The sequence below is a fragment of the Streptomyces sp. PsTaAH-124 genome (genome assembly GCF_000373685.1).
Taxonomy (GTDB): domain Bacteria; phylum Actinomycetota; class Actinomycetes; order Streptomycetales; family Streptomycetaceae; genus Streptomyces; species Streptomyces andamanensis.
This window is the reverse complement of sequence record NZ_KB892191.1, coordinates 86,076-102,044: the sequence shown is the minus strand read 5'-3', so window position 1 is coordinate 102,044 and position 15,969 is coordinate 86,076. Positions and strand designations below refer to the sequence as shown.

Here is a 15,969-nt window from a genome sequence, read left to right as displayed (position 1 = left end):
TTAGGGTCGTGCCCGTGGACATTCCCCGCCTGCTCGACGGCCGGCTCAAGATGCGGCACCTGCTGCTGGTGGACGCCCTCTCCCGGCAGGGATCGGTCGTAGCGGCGGCGGCCGAGCTGCACACCACCCAGCCCGCGGCCACCCGGAGCCTGCACGAGCTGGAGGACATCCTCGGTGTCCCGCTCTTCGAACGCGGGCCCCGCGGAGTCAGCGCGACCGTCTTCGGCGAGGCGTTCACCCAGCACGCGCGAGCCGTCCTCGCCCAGCTCGCCCAGGCGGGCCGGCATGTCGTGGAGCTCGCCGAGGCGGACCGGGGGACCGTCGTCGTGGGCACCCACCTGGCCGGTTCCAACATCCTGCTGCCGCGGGCCGTGGCCGGGCTGAAGCGTGACCATCCCTTCCTCACGGTAGTGGTGCGCGAGGCGTCCCCCGAGGACCTGCTGCTGGACCTGGAGGCCGGGCGCGTCGACCTCATCGTGGGCCGGCTGACCGCCTCCTCCGGTGAGGGCCTGATCCGGCTGCCCCTCTACGACGAGTCCATCGGGCTGGTCGTTCGCGCCGGCCACGCCCTGACCGCAACGCCCGGGGCGGAACTCACGGACACCCTCGGCTTCCCCTGGATCCTGCCCGGCCAGCAGACCGTCCTGCGCCGGGAGGTGGAGGAACTTTTCGCGCTCCAGGGCCTCGGCCTGCCGCGGAACCAGGTCGAGGCCACATCCTTCCTGACCGTGCGTCAACTGCTCCTGGAGACCGACGTGGTGGCCGTACTGCCCAGCTCCCTCGTCCGGGACGACAGCAGACTGGCCGAGCTTCCCGTGCCGCTGGACCGGATCGGTCACCGGGTGGGACTGACCCTGTCGTCCGACCGCACCCTGAGCCCGTCGGTGCAGGCACTGATGGAGAGCCTGAAGGCGGCCGCCGCGGGTATGACGACGGGACCCCCGGACCCGCGAGGAGCGGACCGGGGGCCGGACGAGCGGCGGGATCAGAGCCCCAGGTAGCGCTCCGCGTTCCCTCGGGTGATCTTCTGCCGGGCCGCGTCGGTGAGCGAACGGCTCTTGCGTACCACCGCGCCCGCCGGGCGCTCGCCCAGCGGATAGGGGTAGTCGCTGCCCACCATGACCCGGTCCTCGCCGACGGTGTCCACCAGCAGCCGCAGCGCGCGGTCGTCGAAGACGACCGAGTCCACATAGAACCGGCCCAGGTAGTGCGAGGGCGGGTACTGCGACGTGCCGATGACGTCGTTGCGTCCGTGCCAGGCGTTCTCCATCCGGCCCAGCCAGAAGGCGAACGATCCGCCGCCGTGAGCGAAGCAGATCTTCAGACGCTCGTCGATGCGGTCGAACACACCACCCAGGATCAGCGCGAGGATCGACAGATGGGTCTCCGCCGGCATCGCCGTGAGCCATTGCGCCATCCACCGGTCGAGCCGGGGCGAGGAATCCATGTCCCAGGGGTGGACGAACACCGGCACATCGAGCGACGCGCAGTGCTGGAGGAAGGTGACGACCCCCTCGCTGTCCAGGTCCTGGTCACCGACGTGGTTGCCGATCTCCACGCCGCGATGGCCGGCTGCGACGGCCCGCTCCACCTCCCGGCAGGCCGCGTCCGGGTCCTGGAGGGGCACCTGGCAGAACGGGATCAGCCGGTCCGGGGCCGGGGCGGTGATCTCCAGGGCCAGGTCGTTGAAGATCCGGGCGATCTTCGCGGCCTCGGCTCCGCTGCGGCCGTAGGAGAAGAACGCCGGAGTGGGGGAGACCACCTGGGCCCGCACGCCGTCCGCGTCCATGTCCCGCAGCCGGGTCCCGGCGTCCCAGCAGTCCGCCTGTATGCGGCGGAACTCCGTCGAACCGGTCATGATCATGGCGTCGGTCTCGGATTCGATCCGCAGCCACGGGGCGTCCGGGCCGCCCAGGGCCGACAGGTCGGGCCAGCCACGCGGCACGTAGTGGGTGTGGACGTCGATCAGGTCTGCCACGGTCAGCCCTTCCCGGGGTGCAGCGCTCCGCACCCGGAACAGACCCGGGCCTGCTCATCGCCGTAGAACCGCTCGAAGACCGGTGGGAGATCGGCGACGATGTCGCGCACCTGGAGCTCCACCTCGTACACGGTCGCCGAACAGGAGGGGCAGAACCACAGGAACTTCTCCAGTGTGCCCTCATCACGGACCCGCTCGATCACCAGGCCGATGGAGTCGGGGTCGGGGCGCTGCGGGGAGTGCGGGACGTTGCCCGGCAGCAGCCACGCCTGGCCTTCCTTGATGTGCACGGTCCGCGGGCCGTCGTCGGTCATGAGGTTGACGTGCATGTCTCCCTTGACCTGGTAGAACCATTCCTCGTACGGGTCCAGGTGGAAGTCGGTGCGCTGGTTGGGTCCGCCGACGATCTGCACGATGAAGTCGTTGCCGAGCGACATGGTGCGGTTGTTCACCGGGGGCTTCAGCAGGTGGGCGTGGTCGTCGATCCAGCCCTGGAAGTCGATGACCTCGGGAATGTCGGTCATGGTGTCTCCTTCGTGGTGGTCGCGGCCGGCAGATGCGCCACGGCCTGGATCTCGATGAGCAGGTGGGGGTGGGGGAGCTGGTGCACGGCGACGGTGGTCCTGGCCGGTCCGTTCTCGTCGAAGTACCGGCCGTAGACCTCGTTGTAGCCGCCGAAGTCGTTCATGGAGACCAGATAGGCGGTGACCTGGACGACGTCGGAGAGAGTGCCGCCCGCGTCGGCGAGGATGTCGCCGATGTTCTCGATGACGGCGCGGGTCTGCGCGCGGATGTCGAGGTCGGTGGTGCCCAGCTCGTCCGTCGCCACTCCGGCGAAGGAGTTGTCGGGCCGGCGGGAGCTGGTGCCGGAGACGAAGACGAGGTCTCCGGCGCGGCGGAAGTGGGGGAACCGGCCGCGCGGTCGCGCCTTGCCGGGGATGACCCGTGCCTGGTCCATCAGATCCCCCTCACGCCGACCCGGCCGAGGCCGTCGACTTCGCAGGTGGTCCAACCCGGCTCCAGGCGCATCGCCTCGGTGGCCGCCCCGGCCAGCACGACCTCACCGGCGCGCAGGGGGATGTGCCGCCGCCGGGCCATGTCGAGCAGGGCGTGCAGGGCGTTCACCGGAGCACCGAGGACGGCCGCGGTCGAACCCCGTACCTCACGGCTTTCGCCGTGCAGCCGCACGGCGCGGTCGGACACGTCCTGGACGGGGTGCCACGGGCCGATGGCGTAACCCGCCGCCGAGGTGTTGTCCGCGACGACGTCCTCGTAGGTGAAACGGAAGTCCCGGTAGCGGGAGTCGATGACCTCCAGGGCGGGTGCGACGGCGTCCACACACGAGACGATGTCCGTGTCCGGATCGTCCAGGTCCACGTCACGGCTCAGCCGGAACGCGACCTCCGGTTCCACCTTGGGGTGGATGAACCGGGCCAGCTCGATCTCCCCGCCGTCAGCCACGCACATGGCGTCGGTCAGCCGGCCGACGATGATCTCCGAGACCCCCATCTGCTCCATCTTGGCCTTGCTGGTGAAGCCCAGCTTGACGCCGGTGACGCGCTCACCGCGCCCCTCACGCAGGGCGAGGAGGGCGGTCTGGACGGCGTAGGCGTCCTCGACGGCCAGGGTGTGGGTGTCGGCGAGACTGAGGGTGTCCGTGACAGTGCGCTGGGCGGCATCGAGCCGTGCGGCCAGCGTCCGGACCGTCTCCTCGGGGATCATCGGATGTTTCCTTCGCGGTGGTGCGCGATGGGCGCGCAGGTGGTCGGATGCGCGCCGGGCGCGGGGGCCCGGCCGCGGTGCGGGGCGTTGTCGCCCATGGTCACGTCCTTCCGGCCGTCCGCGAGACGGGCGGCCTGCTCGGTCACGGTCACGGAGGCCGGGGATCCCCGGCCCGCGGGGTGGCGGGCGGCGTCACAGGTGCACGCACACGTTGGTCGGTTCGGTGTAGAAGTGCAGGGAGGAGGCGCCTCCCTCACGGCCGAGACCGGAGAGACCGACACCGCCGAAGGGCGACCGCAGATCCCGCAGGAACCAGGTGTTGACCCAGGACATGCCGACGTTCATGGCCTGAGCCACACGGTGCCCGCGGCGCAGGTCGCGGGTCCACACGGAGGCGGCGAGACCGTATTCGGTGTCGTTGGCCAGGCCGACGGCCTCTTCTTCCGTGTCGAAGGGAATCAGCGCCGCGACGGGGCCGAAGATCTCCTCGCGCACCGGGCGGTCGGTGTTCGTCAGGCCCGTCCACAGGGTCGGCTCGATCCATGAGCCACCGTCCAGCTCCGCACCGAGGCCGGGCGTGCCGCCGCCGGTGAGGACCTTCGCGCCCAGCTGTCCGGCCAGGTCCAGGTAGCCGCGCACCTTCTCCCGGTGGGCCTGCGAGATGAGCGGCCCCGTCGTGGTCGCCGGGTCCAGCGGGCTGCCCAGCCGCAGCGAGCGTGCGCGCTCGACCAGGCCGTCGGCGACGTCGGCGAAGACCGACCGGTGGACGTAGACCCGCTCGGTGCACAGGCACACCTGCCCGGTGTTGGCGAACACCGACCGGGTCAGACCGTCCAGGGTCTCCTCGATGTCCGCGTCGGCGAAGACGAGTGCGGCGTTCTTGCCGCCCAGCTCGAAGGAGACGGGGCGCACGCGCGGTGCCACGGTCTTCATCACGTGGGCGCCGGTCGCCGTGGAGCCGGTGAAGGTGACGCCGTCGATTCCCGGGTGCGTGGTGACGTACTCCCCGGCCGAACCGCTGCCGAAGCCGTGCACGACGTTGTAGGCGCCCGCGGGGAGCCCCGCCTCGCCGAGCACTTCGGCGAGCAGGGCCGCGGTACCGGGCGTCTCTTCGCTGGGCTTGACCACGACGGTGTTGCCGCAGGCCAGGGCCGGGGCCACCTTCCAGGTGAGCAGCAGGAGCGGCAGGTTCCACGGAACGATGACCGCGACCACCCCGAGGGGCTTGCGCACCGCGTAGTTCAGGGCGTGACGCCCGCCCGGCAGGTCGGTCAGGAAGGACTCCTGGCCGGCGGCCGCGACGACGTCGGCGAACGTACGGAAATTGGCGACGGCCCTGGCCACGTCGAGGTCACGGGCGAGCGCCACGGGCTTGCCCGTATCGGCCACCTCGGCGGCCACGAACTCCTCGAACCGCGCCTCGATCAGGTCGGCGGCCCTGCGCAGGACCTGCGTCCGCTCCCGCACGGGGGTGGCCGACCAGGGACCGAGCGCCGTGCGCGCCGCCATGACGGCCCGGTCGACCAGCGGAGCGTCGGCCTCGTGGACGAGGGAGTGCACGCGGCCGGTCGCCGGGTCCGTCGCATCGAAACTTCTGCCACCGTCGTCGGGATCGATGAAGCGCCCGTCGACGAAGTTGCGGATCCACCGCGGAGTCTGTGCCGTCATGGGCTCCACCCTGGGAGCACGCAGCCATGACGACAAATGACGTTTCGGGGTTCAGCTATGCCGATCTCGGTATGTCCCCCTCGGCGCCTGCCCGGTCACCCGGGCCGCCACCCGGCCTTCGCGCAGGCCAGGCGCATGTCCGACGCCCTCGGGCCGGGCGGGTCCGGGGGCATCGGCTCTGCCCGGCACGACCGGTTCCGTCGCCCGGTATACCCGTCCCGCTATAGCGACCTCGGGAAACGGCATTTGTTCCGCTCTGCCCGGGGGCCCAGGATCCACCGGAAGCGAGGCTTTCACCCGCTCTCCCCAGCAGACGACGAGGTACTCCATGAGCGACGCGGACCGTTCCACGGGCGCGGGCAGGACGGCGCTTGCCACTCTTCTCGGAACCACGTTGGAGTGGTACGACTTCTTTCTGTACGGCACGGCCGCCGCCCTGATCTTCGACAAGCAGTTCTTCCCCTCGCTGAGTCCCGCGGCGGGCACCCTGGCCGCCTTCTCCACCCTCGCGGTCGGCTTCGTCGCCCGGCCCCTCGGCGGCCTCGTCTTCGGGCACTTCGGTGACCGGTTGGGGCGCCGCTCGACGCTGGTGGTGTCCCTGGTGATGATGGGGCTGGGCTCCACTCTCATCGGCGTGGTGCCGGGTTACGCGACCATCGGCCTGTGGGCCCCGGTGCTCCTGGTGGTCCTGCGCGTCGTCCAGGGCATCGGCCTCGGCGGCGAAGGCGCCGGTGCCACGCTGATGTCGATGGAGCACGCACCCGAGGGGCGGCGCAACCTGTACGCGGGCTTCCCGCAGATGGGGACGCCGGCGGGCCTGGTGCTGGCGAACCTCGTCTTCCTGGCCACCAACTCGCTCGCGGGGCACGCGGCGTTCACCGCGTGGGCGTGGCGCATCCCGTTCCTGCTGAGTTTCGTCCTGGTCGGCGTCGGACTGGTCGTCCGGCTGCGGGTCACCGAATCGCCGTCCTTCGACCGGGCCCGGCAGGACGACGAGGTGGTCCGCTTCCCGCTGGCGGAGGCCCTGAAGACCGGGATGCCCCGGCTGGCCGTCACTCTCCTCGCCGTGCTGGCCAACTCCGCGGTCGCGTACGTCTTCATGGTCTTCACGCTGTCCTACGGCACCAAACACCTCGGCTTCGACCAGCAGTTCCTCGTCCTCGGGGTGAGCGGCGCGGCCGTGCTGTGGTTCGTCTCCATCCCGGTGTGGACGAGGATCGCCGACCGCAAGGGACGCCGCACGCTCTTCATCGGCGGGTCCGTCGCCATCCTGCTGTGGTGTGCGGTGTTCTTCCCCCTGCTCGACACCGGCAACCGTGCTTCGGCCCTGCTCGCGCTCGCCGGCATGGGCCTGATCATCCCGGTGACCCACTGCGTCCAGGGCGCCATCATCGCCGACACCTTCCCCGTACGGGTGCGCTATTCCGGCACCTCCCTGGTCCTCCAGGTCGGCGCGGTGCTCGGCGGCGGCCTGGCACCCGTGATCTCCAGCGCACTCCTCGGATCCGGCGCATCCTCGACCGGTGTGACCTGGTATCTCGTGGGGATCTGCGCCCTCAGCCTCGTCGGAGCGGTGGCGCTGTTCCGCATGGTTCCCGAGACTCCTGTCGAACGGCCCCGACTCGTCCCCGAAACGGCAGGCAAAGCATGAACAGCCCGCACACGGTCCGTACCGGCCCCATCCGATACGCCACCGCGGCACGGTTCGCCCGGCCCCGCCCCGTACCGGCCGAGTACACCTCGCCGCCGTCCGAGGGGATCTGCCCTCAGCCGCCGTCCCGCCTCGAAGCGCTGATGGGCCCGCCCCCCGGCAGGCACCCGCAGAGCGAGGACTGCCTCCACCTCACGGTCACCGCCCCCGCCGCCCCGGGGACGGGCCGCCCTGTCCTCGTGTGGTTCCACGGCGGAGGTTTCAGCAGCGGTGCGGGCATCCTCGACTGGTACGACGGCAGCTCCCTGGCCGCGGAGCAGGACGTGATCGTGGTCAGCGCGAGCTACCGGCTCGGCGCACTCGGTTTTCTCCTCCACGAGGGGGTCAGCGAGGGCAACCTCGGCCTGTACGACCAGGTGGAGGCGCTTCGCTGGGTACAGGCACACATCGCGGACCACGGCGGCGACCCCGCCAACGTCACCGTATTCGGCCAGTCGGCCGGGGCCCTGTCCGCCCTGCTGCTCCTCCTGTCGCCCCAAGCCGCCGGCCTGTTCGGCCGGGTGATCCTACAGAGCCCGCCGCTGTCCATCGCCACCCGCACCCCGGCAGAGGCCCGGGAGACCGGACGGATCTTCGCCGCCCACCTCGGCACCGACCTCCGGACCGCCTCGGCGGAGGAGCTGCTCGCTGCCCACAGACGCACCGCGGCCGACCACCAGCGGCGGACGGGCAACTCCCTGGCGCCGCCGTTCGGCCCGGTGAGGGGCGTCCCGCCGCTGCCCGCCGAATCCGGCACTCCGGCCTTCGGCGGCCACGCCCCGGACATGCTGTACGGATGGAACGCCGACGACATGTCGGCCTTCCCCGAGGGCCCGTCGGACAGGGGAAGCGTCGCCGAACGCACCCGGCGCGTCTACCAGGAGCCGCTGCGGGACCTGCACGAGCGTTGGGAACGCCAGGGCGGCCGCGCCTTCGGATACCGGCTGGACTGGCGGCCCCCCGGTGCCCCCCACGGCGCCACCCACTGCGTCGAGATCCCGCTGGTCCTCGGGACGGCCCACGCTTGGCGGCACGCGCCGATGCTGGGCGACCTCACCTGGGCGGAGGTGGACGCGGCCGGTCGGAGAGTACGTGCGGCCTGGGCCTCCTTCGCCCGTACCGGCGACCCGGGAGAACTGCCCGCACCCCTCGTCGCGCTTCCGCGCTGACGGCGCGGACGGCCGGCTCCCGCGGACCACCTCCGCGGGAGCCGGCCGTCCGCCTTCCCTCAGGCGTCGGTCGCGGGAAGCAGCGACCGTCGGATGTCCACCGACACGTCCCGCAGGTGCTGAAGCAGCGCCTGGGTGCTGGGGCTGCGAGCACGGTCGCGCGGCAGTGTCACACCGACGAGCCGGGAAACGGACGGCAACGGGGTGGGCAGGACGGCGAGCCGGTCGTCACGCTGCGAGATGAGCACCGGCAGGGTGGCCACGGTGTCCGACTCCTCCAGCAGGGTGCGCAGCGTCAGGATCGACGTGCACTCCACCCGGTCCTCGGGCAGCGGCAGTCCCGCCTCGAAGAAGACCCGCTCCACCTCCCGGCGCAGGGCCGTGTGGGCCACCGGCAGACTCCACGGGAACTGCATCAGGTCCGCCAGCCGCGGTGCGTCGAGGGCCTGAGCCGGGTGACCGGCTCGCGTGACCAGCTTCACCGGCTCGCTGTACATCTGGATCTGCCGGGTGCGGCCGCCGTGGTCCGCGCCATTGAGCCTGCCCACGGTCAGGTCGACCCGTCCGGCCATGAGGTCGGCCAGCAGCACGTCCGGCGGGGCCTCCTTCACGACGACGGTCACCCGAGGGCGCTCCCGCTTGAGCCGGGTGATGGCCTTGGGCAGCAGCAAACCGGCCCCGGCCAGATGCGCACCCACCGTGACCGTGCCCACCTGGCCGCTGTTCAGTTCGGCCACGTGCTGGCCGGCCTTGCGGATGTGCGCCAGAACCACCTGCGCGTGCTCGATGAACGCCTCTCCGCAGACAGTGGGCGTCACCCCGCGCGGACCGCGGTCGAAGACCTCGGCGCCGAGGATCGCCTCCAGTTCACGCAGGCCACGGGTCACGACCGGCTGGGTCACCCTCAGGTGTTCGGCGGCCCGCATCACGCTGCCGTGCTCGGCGATGGTCGTGAGCAGCACCAGGTGGCGCAACTTCAGGCGGCCGTCCAACAGCCTCTCGGGATCCATCGCATCAGGGTATGCCTCGACGGCTATGGCACAAGGGGTTCGGCATACCGAACAGGCAAGGGTGGCGCAAAGAACGAACCGGTGTGGGCCCAGCGCGCCATCATGCCCATACGGCTATGCAACCGGCCACGACAAGCATTGGACACGCATGGCTCCCGGCGCTGAAACTCACAACGAGCGAACACAGCACGAACGGCCGGGTCGGTCCGTACCACCCCGGCGGACTGGGAGAACGACGTGACGGCGCACCACATACCCGCCTCCTCGGGCCCCCGGGTCGCGGCCCGTGACGTACTGCTCCAGGTGCGCGGCCTCCGAGCGGCCGTGTCCCAGGGCGGCGCGGTGCGCCCGGTTCTCGACGACGTGAATTTCGACCTGCGCCGGGGCGAACGCCTCGGAGTGCTGGGGGAGACCGGTCTCGCCCTTCCGCTGCTCGCCCGAGCGCTGACCGGCCGCCCGGCCCCCGGGGACCGCGTCCTCGCAGGCACCGCCCGATTCACTGCCGGGACCGCGCTCCACCTGGCGGCGCCGGGGGAGCCGGCACCCGGGGACACCGGTACCGTCACCCTGCACGACCCGGCAGTCCTCGGGGCCCCGCACACCGAGCGCGCGGCGGCCGCGCCACGGGTTCTCGTCGCCGACCTGACGGCCCTGCCCCCCGACGAGGCCAAGGCCCGTACCGACCGGCTACGGGAGACGGCCCCGGCTCTCGACGAGGACGGCATCGCACTGATCGTCGTGGGCGGCCGCTTCGAGACCGTCGCCGGGTTCTGCGACACGCTTCAGGTCGTCGCGGGCGGGCGGATCGTCGAGAGAGGGCCGGCCGCCGAACTCCGCGCCCGGCCACGACACCGCCTCACCGTGGCACTGCGCGCGGGAGCCGCCGCGCCCCCGCACGGTGCGGGGACCGGGCGGGGCTGCTTCTACGAGCCGCACTGCCTCCGGGGCCGGGGCCACGACAGCTGTCGCCACGATCTCCCCGGGCCCGCGCCCTTCGTCTCGCCGCACGGCTCGGTCACCGTGAAGTGCCACTTTCCGGCGCCGGCCGCACCCACGCCATGAATGCCACGGAACAGCGCAAGGAGAACACACACATGAAGGTAGGAGTGGACGGCCGCAAGCTTCCCGGGGCGTCCTCGCGCCCGGCGGTGGAGAGCCTTGAGGCGGCTGCCGAACTGGGCATGGACGGGGTCTTCTTCAGAACCGTCCTCGACATCACCCCGACGCTGGACCGCCACATCCTGAAGGAACTGCGCCGGCGTGCGGACGAACTCGGCCTCTACCTGGAGATGGGACTGGCCAAGGTCAACCCCTACGCCAACGCGGAGGCACCCGAGGTCCGGGAACTCGGCGGCGGCGACTACACCGCCGGCATGGTCCGGATGATGGAAGCCTGTGCCGAGATCGACTGCCGTGAACTCTGGGTGGGTACCGCCAACTACAAACCCCGCCTGCCCGGCTACCACGTCTTCGACCGGTTCCGCACCGACGCGCCCTGGAGCGACCAGCTCGGCGCCATCGAGAAGTTCCTCGGCACGCTCCGTCCCGCCGCCCTCGACCTCGGCTGCCACCTCAACATCGAGACCCACGAAGAGATCACGTCCTTCGAGGTGGTCCGGCTGGTGGAAGCCGTCGGCCCGGACGCCGTCGGCATCACCTACGACTCGGCCAACGTCGTGGCCCGTGCCGAGGATCCCGTCGAGGCCGCCCGCCGGGTGGCGCCGTACGTGCGGATGAGCCATGTCCGGGACGTCGCGCTGTTCCGCACCGACTACGGCATCGGACGCATGCTGGCACCGTGCGGCGAGGGCGTCATGGACTGGCCCGCGATCCTCGCGGCCCTGGGCGAGCAGCGGCCGGACCTGAGGCTGTCCATCGAGAACTCCCGCGACCGCACGGTCATGCCGATGCACGTGTACGACCCCGCGTGGCTGGCCGCGCACCCCGACCTCACCACCACCGAACTCGCCGAGACCTTCCGCCTCACCCACGCCTACGAGGACATGGCCGCGGCGGGGGAGCGGCCGACGTTCGACCACCTCACCGGCACCCCGTGCGACGGGCCCGAGCAGCTCCGGTTCATCTCCCGCACCGCCGCCCACCTGCGCGAGATCCTCGCCTCCGCCGGCGGTCCCGACGGGACAGCCCGATGAGGACCCGCATATCGGCCCGGTTCGTCGTCGGCTACGACGGCACCGACCACGTCGTCCACGAGAACGGCGCGGTCGTCTACGAGGACGACACCGTCATCCACGTCGGCCACGGCTTCGAAGGGCGCGTCGACGTCGAGCGTGACGAGGGGCTCGCCCTGGTCGGGCCCGGCTTCGTCGACCTCAACGCCCTCGGCGACATCGACCACGCGGTGTTCGACACCTACCAGGACGACGCACTCGCCACGGGCCAGCGGTGGTCACAGGCCTACCTCGAACGACGCCACGAAGTGTTCAGCCGTGCGGAAGAGGCGTTCAAACGCCGCTACGCCTTCGGCCAACTGCTCCTGAACGGCGTCACCACCGCCCTGCCCATCGCCTCGGAGATCTCCAAGGCCTGGGCGGAGACCTACGAGGAGATGGCCGACGCGGCCGAAGCCGCGGTGCAACTCGGCCTGCGTGTCTACCTCGGCCCGAGCTACCGCTCGGCCGTTCCGGTGGTCGACGCCCAGGGCCGCACCCGGCTGCACCACGAGCCACGGCTCGGCGAGGCCGGCCTGGACAGCGCCGCCCGGTTCGTGGCCGACTTCGACGGATCCGGCCACGGCCTGGTGCACGGAATGCTCGCCCCCTCCCGTATCGAGACGGTCGAGCCCGCACTCCTGCGCCGTTCCCGCGACATCAGCGACGAGCTGCACTGCCCGCTCAGGCTGCACGCCGGACAGACCATGTTCGAGGTCGGACTCCTGCGTGAGGCCCACGGCCGCCGCCCCATCGAACTCCTGCACGACATCGGCTTCCTGGGGCCACGCACCCTGATTCCGCACGCCTGGGCGGTCGCGGGACACAGCGAACTGCCGGTGCCCGGCAACGACCTCGACCTCCTGCGCGACAGCGGCACCACCGTGATCTTCTGTCCCATGGCGGTAGCACGGTACGCCGTGGTCCTGGAGTCCTTCGACCGCTACCTCGCCCACGGCATCCGCATGGCGATGGGCACCGACACCGCCCCACCGGACATGATCCGCGCGATGGACACCGGCATGGTCCTCACCAAGGCGGTCGAACGGCGGCGCTCCGCCGGCTCCTGCCGCGACCTGTACCGCGCGGCGACGATCGCGGGAGCCGATGCGCTGGGCCGCCCCGACCTCGGCCGCCTGGCCGGGGGCACCCGTGCGGACATCACCGTCGTCGACCTGTCGGCCACCAGGACCGGCCCCGTCGACGACCCGATACGCACCCTCGTCCTCGCCGCCAACGGCAGGGACGTACGCACCGTCGTCGTCAACGGGCGCACCGTCGTCGACGGCGGCGCACTCCTCGGCGCACGCCACGACGACCGGGAACGCGCCCAGGCGTACCTCGACCGCTACCGGGCCGGCTACTCCGAGCGCGACCACCTCGGCCGCACGGAGCAGGAGCTCTTCCCGCCGACCTACGACATCAGGAGGGCCGCACGATGACCACGAACGGTGCCCCCGGCCGGCGTGCGGCCGACCTCCTCCTGACCGGCGGCTGCGTGATCACCATGGATCCGCGACGGCGGCTGCTCACCGACGGCACGGTCGCCGTCTCCGACGGCCGCATCACCGCCGTCGGCCCGACCCGGGAGGTACTGGCCCGCTGGACGGCCCCCGAATCGATCGACTGCACGGGACAGGTGGTACTGCCGGGGCTCATCGACGCACACGGCCACGGCGGGCACGCCCTGCTGAGGACCATCGGCGTCGACTCCCTGTCCTGGTGGATGCGCATCGCGACCCGGACGTACTTCGAGCACGTCTCCCCGGGCTACTGGTACGCGGACGGGCGCCTGGCCGCCCTGGAGCGGCTGAAGTTCGGCGTCACCTGCGGAGTGAGTGTCCTCGGATCCCAGCCACGTTCCGACCAGCCGGCCCATGGCGACGCCCACGCCCGCGCCTACGCCGAGTCGGGCATCCGCCAGGTGCTCGGCGTCGGACCGTGCGGCCTGCCCTGGCCGCGGGAGGTCGGCCACTGGACGGACACGGGTACGCACCACCGCGAACGCGTCGGCCTCGACCGCATGATGGCCGGAGCCGAGGAGACCGTCGCCGCCTGGCACAACGGCGCCGACGGCCGGGTACGGGTCTGCGTCACCCCGTACACCATGATTCCCTCTCTCGACCCGAGCGGCCCGACGACCCCCGACCGCGCCACCCGCCTGACCGCACAGGACCGGCAACAGTCCGAACGCGTACGCGACCTCGCGGCCCGCTACGGCACCCGCATCCACACGGACGCCTTCGGCGGCATGGTGGAACTCGCCCACCGGCTCGACCCGGACGCGCTGCTCGGCCCGGACGTCCACTTCCAGCACGGCTTCGGCCTCAGCCCCCGCGAAGTGGCCATCCTGGCCGACACGGGCACGAGCCTGACCCACGGCCCCGGGGTAGTGGTCGGAGCCCTGCGCGGACGCTGCCCGGTTCCCGAACTGCTGGACGCCGGAGTCACCGTGGCGGTCACCACCGATGGCTGCGCCCCCATGTCGAGCTTCGACCTGTTCACCGCCGTACGCCAGGCCCAGACACTCTCCCAGGTGCAACTGCGCGACACCTTCGTGCTGCCCCCGGGAAAGCTGCTGGAGATGGTGACGATCGACGCGGCACGCGCCATCGGCTGGGACGACGAAATCGGCTCGCTGGAGGAGGGCAAGGCAGCCGACGTCATCGTCGTCGACACCCGCCGACCGCACCTCCAGCCCCTGCACATGCCGGTTCACGCACTGGTCTACAAGGCCAGCGGGCAGGACGTCAGCCACGTCGTCGTGGCCGGCCGGGTCCTCTTGCGCGAAGGCCGCCCGGCCCACATCGACGAGGCCGAGGTGATCGCCGAGGCGGGTGAGGAGGCCGGGCGAGTCATGGCCCGAGGCCGACTCGACCGCTTCATGACCGCCCCGGTCTGGGGCACCTCACGGCAGTCCTTCCCCCACCCGGTCCCCTTCGAGGAGTGAACCGCGCATGACGACCAGTCGCCTCGCCCCGCCCCTGAGGATTTTAGTCTGCCGTCCGAATTCGAACGAATAGAGGACCGAAATTCGGACGGCTCCCGGACGTGTTCGGTCACAGACATGTTGACAGAGTGCATCGACACCAGATCGATCTGAGAGTCCGGTCCGCACCGTGGTACGCGGCGAACGGACTGCTGAATTCACCTTCCAGCCGACCTGACAGGGCCACGGTATGAAGAACAGACAAAGTGCCGGAAGCGGCAAGCGGAGCAAGAGAGAATCCCGCAGGGTCGCACTGGCGACCCTCAGCGGAACCGTTCTCGAGGGCTACGACTTCTTCGTCTACGGAACGACTTCCGCCCTCATATTCAACTCGCAGTTCTTTCCCTCGCTGAGTCCCACGGCAGGCACACTCGCCGCATTCAGCACCTTCGCGGTGGGATTCGCCGCCCGCCCCGTGGGCGGCCTGATATTCGGACACTTCGGTGACCGGTTCGGCCGCAAGGGAACCCTCGTGGTCTCCCTCCTGATGATGGGCATCGCCACGACCCTCATCGGACTCGTCCCCAACTTCGCAGTGATCGGCATCTGGGCACCCGTCCTGCTGGTGATCCTGCGCTTCGTGCAGGGCATCGCTCTCGGCGGCGAGATGGCCGGCGCCACCCTGCTCTCCATGGAGCACGCCCCGGACGGCAAACAGAACCTCTTCGCGGGGTTCCCGCAGATGGGCACGCCGGCCGGCCTCGTCCTGGCGAACCTGGTCATCCTCACCACCTCCACCGTCATGCCGGACGCGGCCTTCACCTCCTGGGGATGGCGCATCCCGTTCCTGCTCAGCGGCATTCTGGTCGTCGTCGGCCTGTTCGTACGCCTCCGGGTCGCCGAATCGCCGTCGTTCCAGGCCGCCGTCGCCCATGACCGAGTGGTGGCCAACCCCCTGGCCGAGTCCCTCAAGGCCGGCTTCCCGCGCCTCACGGCCACCCTGTTCGCCGCGGTGGCGAGCGGCGCCGTGGGGTACGTGTTCATGGTCTACAGCCTCTCCTACGGCACCTCGACCGTCGGATTCGACCGGCAGTTCCTGGTGCTGTGCGTCACCGCTGCCGCAGCCGTCTGGTGCTGCCTGATCCCGTTCTGGACGACGATCGCCGACCGCTTCGGCCGTCGCCGGATGTTCCTGGCCGGCTCGGTCGCGCTCATGGTCGCAGGTTCCGCGTTCCTGCCCCTGATGGACTCGGGTTCCCGGGCGGTCACACTCGTCGCGTTCCTTCTGATGGGCCTCGTCATGCCGATCACGCACAGCGTGCAGGGAGCGATCATCGCCGACACCTTCCCGGTACACGTCCGCTACTCCGGCTCCTCGCTGGTGATGCAGACCGGGGCGATCATCGGAGGCGGTCTCGCACCCATGATCGCCGTCGCCCTCCAGGACGCCACCGGATCATCCCTGGGCGTCACCGTCTATGCCGGTTCGATCAGCCTGATCAGCCTGGTCGCGGCGGTCTTCATGTTCCGGATGCCACCGCAGACCCACACGGAATCCGCACCGGTCCCGACGCGCGAGCCCCAGAACGAATCGGTCTGAACCCGGAGCGGCAACGCATCGTCACCGGGACC

15 protein-coding genes are annotated in these 15,969 nt (G+C 70.8%); 8 read left to right on the top strand and 7 right to left on the bottom strand.

Features of this window, described 5'->3' with window-relative positions; all coding sequences use genetic code 11:
• Positions 1 to 14 precede the first annotated feature (14 nt).
• Complete coding sequence (locus B086_RS0128045) at positions 15 to 1,001, top strand: LysR substrate-binding domain-containing protein (RefSeq protein WP_026252840.1); 987 nt, start codon at positions 15 to 17, stop codon at positions 999 to 1,001.
• On the opposite strand, the gene B086_RS0128040 is transcribed toward B086_RS0128045, so the two are convergent.
• The 6 genes from B086_RS0128040 to B086_RS0128015 are packed head-to-tail and all read right to left on the bottom strand — an operon-like array spanning position 986 to position 5,368.
• Positions 986 to 1,978, bottom strand: coding sequence for an amidohydrolase family protein (locus B086_RS0128040; RefSeq protein WP_018569755.1), 993 nt, complete (start codon positions 1,976 to 1,978; stop codon positions 986 to 988). The genes B086_RS0128045 and B086_RS0128040 overlap by 16 nt on opposite strands.
• 2 nt (positions 1,979 to 1,980) lie before the next feature.
• Positions 1,981 to 2,502 carry a 3-hydroxyanthranilate 3,4-dioxygenase gene (locus B086_RS0128035; RefSeq protein ID WP_018569754.1) on the bottom strand — a complete coding sequence of 174 codons (522 nt, stop codon included), beginning with the start codon at positions 2,500 to 2,502 and terminating at the stop codon, positions 1,981 to 1,983.
• Positions 2,499 to 2,936 (bottom strand): RidA family protein, encoded by a 438-nt coding sequence (locus B086_RS0128030; RefSeq protein WP_018569753.1) that lies wholly within the window; start codon positions 2,934 to 2,936, stop codon positions 2,499 to 2,501. Before B086_RS0128030 ends, B086_RS0128035 begins: the two co-directional genes overlap by 4 nt.
• Positions 2,936 to 3,700: a 2-keto-4-pentenoate hydratase gene (locus tag B086_RS0128025; RefSeq protein WP_018569752.1), complete on the bottom strand. Its 765-nt coding sequence runs from the start codon at positions 3,698 to 3,700 to the stop codon at positions 2,936 to 2,938. Before B086_RS0128025 ends, B086_RS0128030 begins: the two co-directional genes overlap by 1 nt.
• Positions 3,697 to 3,852: a hypothetical protein gene (locus tag B086_RS45115; RefSeq protein ID WP_018569751.1), complete on the bottom strand. Its 156-nt coding sequence runs from the start codon at positions 3,850 to 3,852 to the stop codon at positions 3,697 to 3,699. Before B086_RS45115 ends, B086_RS0128025 begins: the two co-directional genes overlap by 4 nt.
• 40 nt (positions 3,853 to 3,892) lie before the next feature.
• Positions 3,893 to 5,368, bottom strand: a complete 1,476-nt coding sequence (locus tag B086_RS0128015) for a 2-hydroxymuconic semialdehyde dehydrogenase (RefSeq protein WP_018569750.1) — start codon at positions 5,366 to 5,368, stop codon at positions 3,893 to 3,895.
• A 394-nt stretch (positions 5,369 to 5,762) separates the two neighbouring features.
• Between B086_RS0128015 and B086_RS0128010 the strand changes: the two genes are divergently transcribed.
• Together B086_RS0128010 and B086_RS0128005 are read left to right on the top strand one after the other, a co-directional pair.
• Positions 5,763 to 7,019 carry an MFS transporter gene (locus B086_RS0128010; protein WP_018569749.1) on the top strand — a complete coding sequence of 419 codons (1,257 nt, stop codon included), beginning with the start codon at positions 5,763 to 5,765 and terminating at the stop codon, positions 7,017 to 7,019.
• Complete coding sequence (locus B086_RS0128005) at positions 7,016 to 8,227, top strand: carboxylesterase family protein (protein ID WP_018569748.1); 1,212 nt, start codon at positions 7,016 to 7,018, stop codon at positions 8,225 to 8,227. Before B086_RS0128010 ends, B086_RS0128005 begins: the two co-directional genes overlap by 4 nt.
• A gap of 59 nt (positions 8,228 to 8,286) precedes the next feature.
• Here the strand turns inward: B086_RS0128005 and B086_RS0128000 are convergent, their stop codons facing one another.
• Entirely contained in the window at positions 8,287 to 9,237 is a 951-nt protein-coding gene (locus tag B086_RS0128000) for a LysR substrate-binding domain-containing protein (RefSeq protein WP_018569747.1), read from the bottom strand.
• A 237-nt stretch (positions 9,238 to 9,474) separates the two neighbouring features.
• On the opposite strand from B086_RS0128000, the gene B086_RS0127995 reads away from it, so the two are divergent.
• The 5 genes from B086_RS0127995 (at position 9,475) to B086_RS0127975 (ending at position 15,937) form a co-directional block, all read left to right on the top strand.
• Positions 9,475 to 10,299, top strand: a complete 825-nt coding sequence (locus tag B086_RS0127995; protein WP_018569746.1) for a hypothetical protein — start codon at positions 9,475 to 9,477, stop codon at positions 10,297 to 10,299.
• A gap of 32 nt (positions 10,300 to 10,331) precedes the next feature.
• Positions 10,332 to 11,390: a sugar phosphate isomerase/epimerase family protein gene (locus B086_RS0127990; protein WP_037874062.1), complete on the top strand. Its 1,059-nt coding sequence runs from the start codon at positions 10,332 to 10,334 to the stop codon at positions 11,388 to 11,390.
• On the top strand, positions 11,387 to 12,850 hold the full coding sequence (locus tag B086_RS0127985) for a chlorohydrolase family protein (protein WP_018569744.1): 1,464 nt from the start codon (positions 11,387 to 11,389) through the stop codon (positions 12,848 to 12,850). The genes B086_RS0127990 and B086_RS0127985 overlap by 4 nt, the downstream gene beginning before the upstream one ends.
• On the top strand, positions 12,847 to 14,358 hold the full coding sequence (locus B086_RS0127980) for an amidohydrolase family protein (RefSeq protein WP_018569743.1): 1,512 nt from the start codon (positions 12,847 to 12,849) through the stop codon (positions 14,356 to 14,358). Before B086_RS0127985 ends, B086_RS0127980 begins: the two co-directional genes overlap by 4 nt.
• Before the next feature lie 229 nt (positions 14,359 to 14,587).
• The gene (locus B086_RS0127975) at positions 14,588 to 15,937 is read left to right on the top strand and encodes an MFS transporter (RefSeq protein ID WP_078531222.1); all 1,350 of its coding nucleotides are present in this window, start codon (positions 14,588 to 14,590) and stop codon (positions 15,935 to 15,937) included.
• Positions 15,938 to 15,969: the final 32 nt, after the last annotated feature.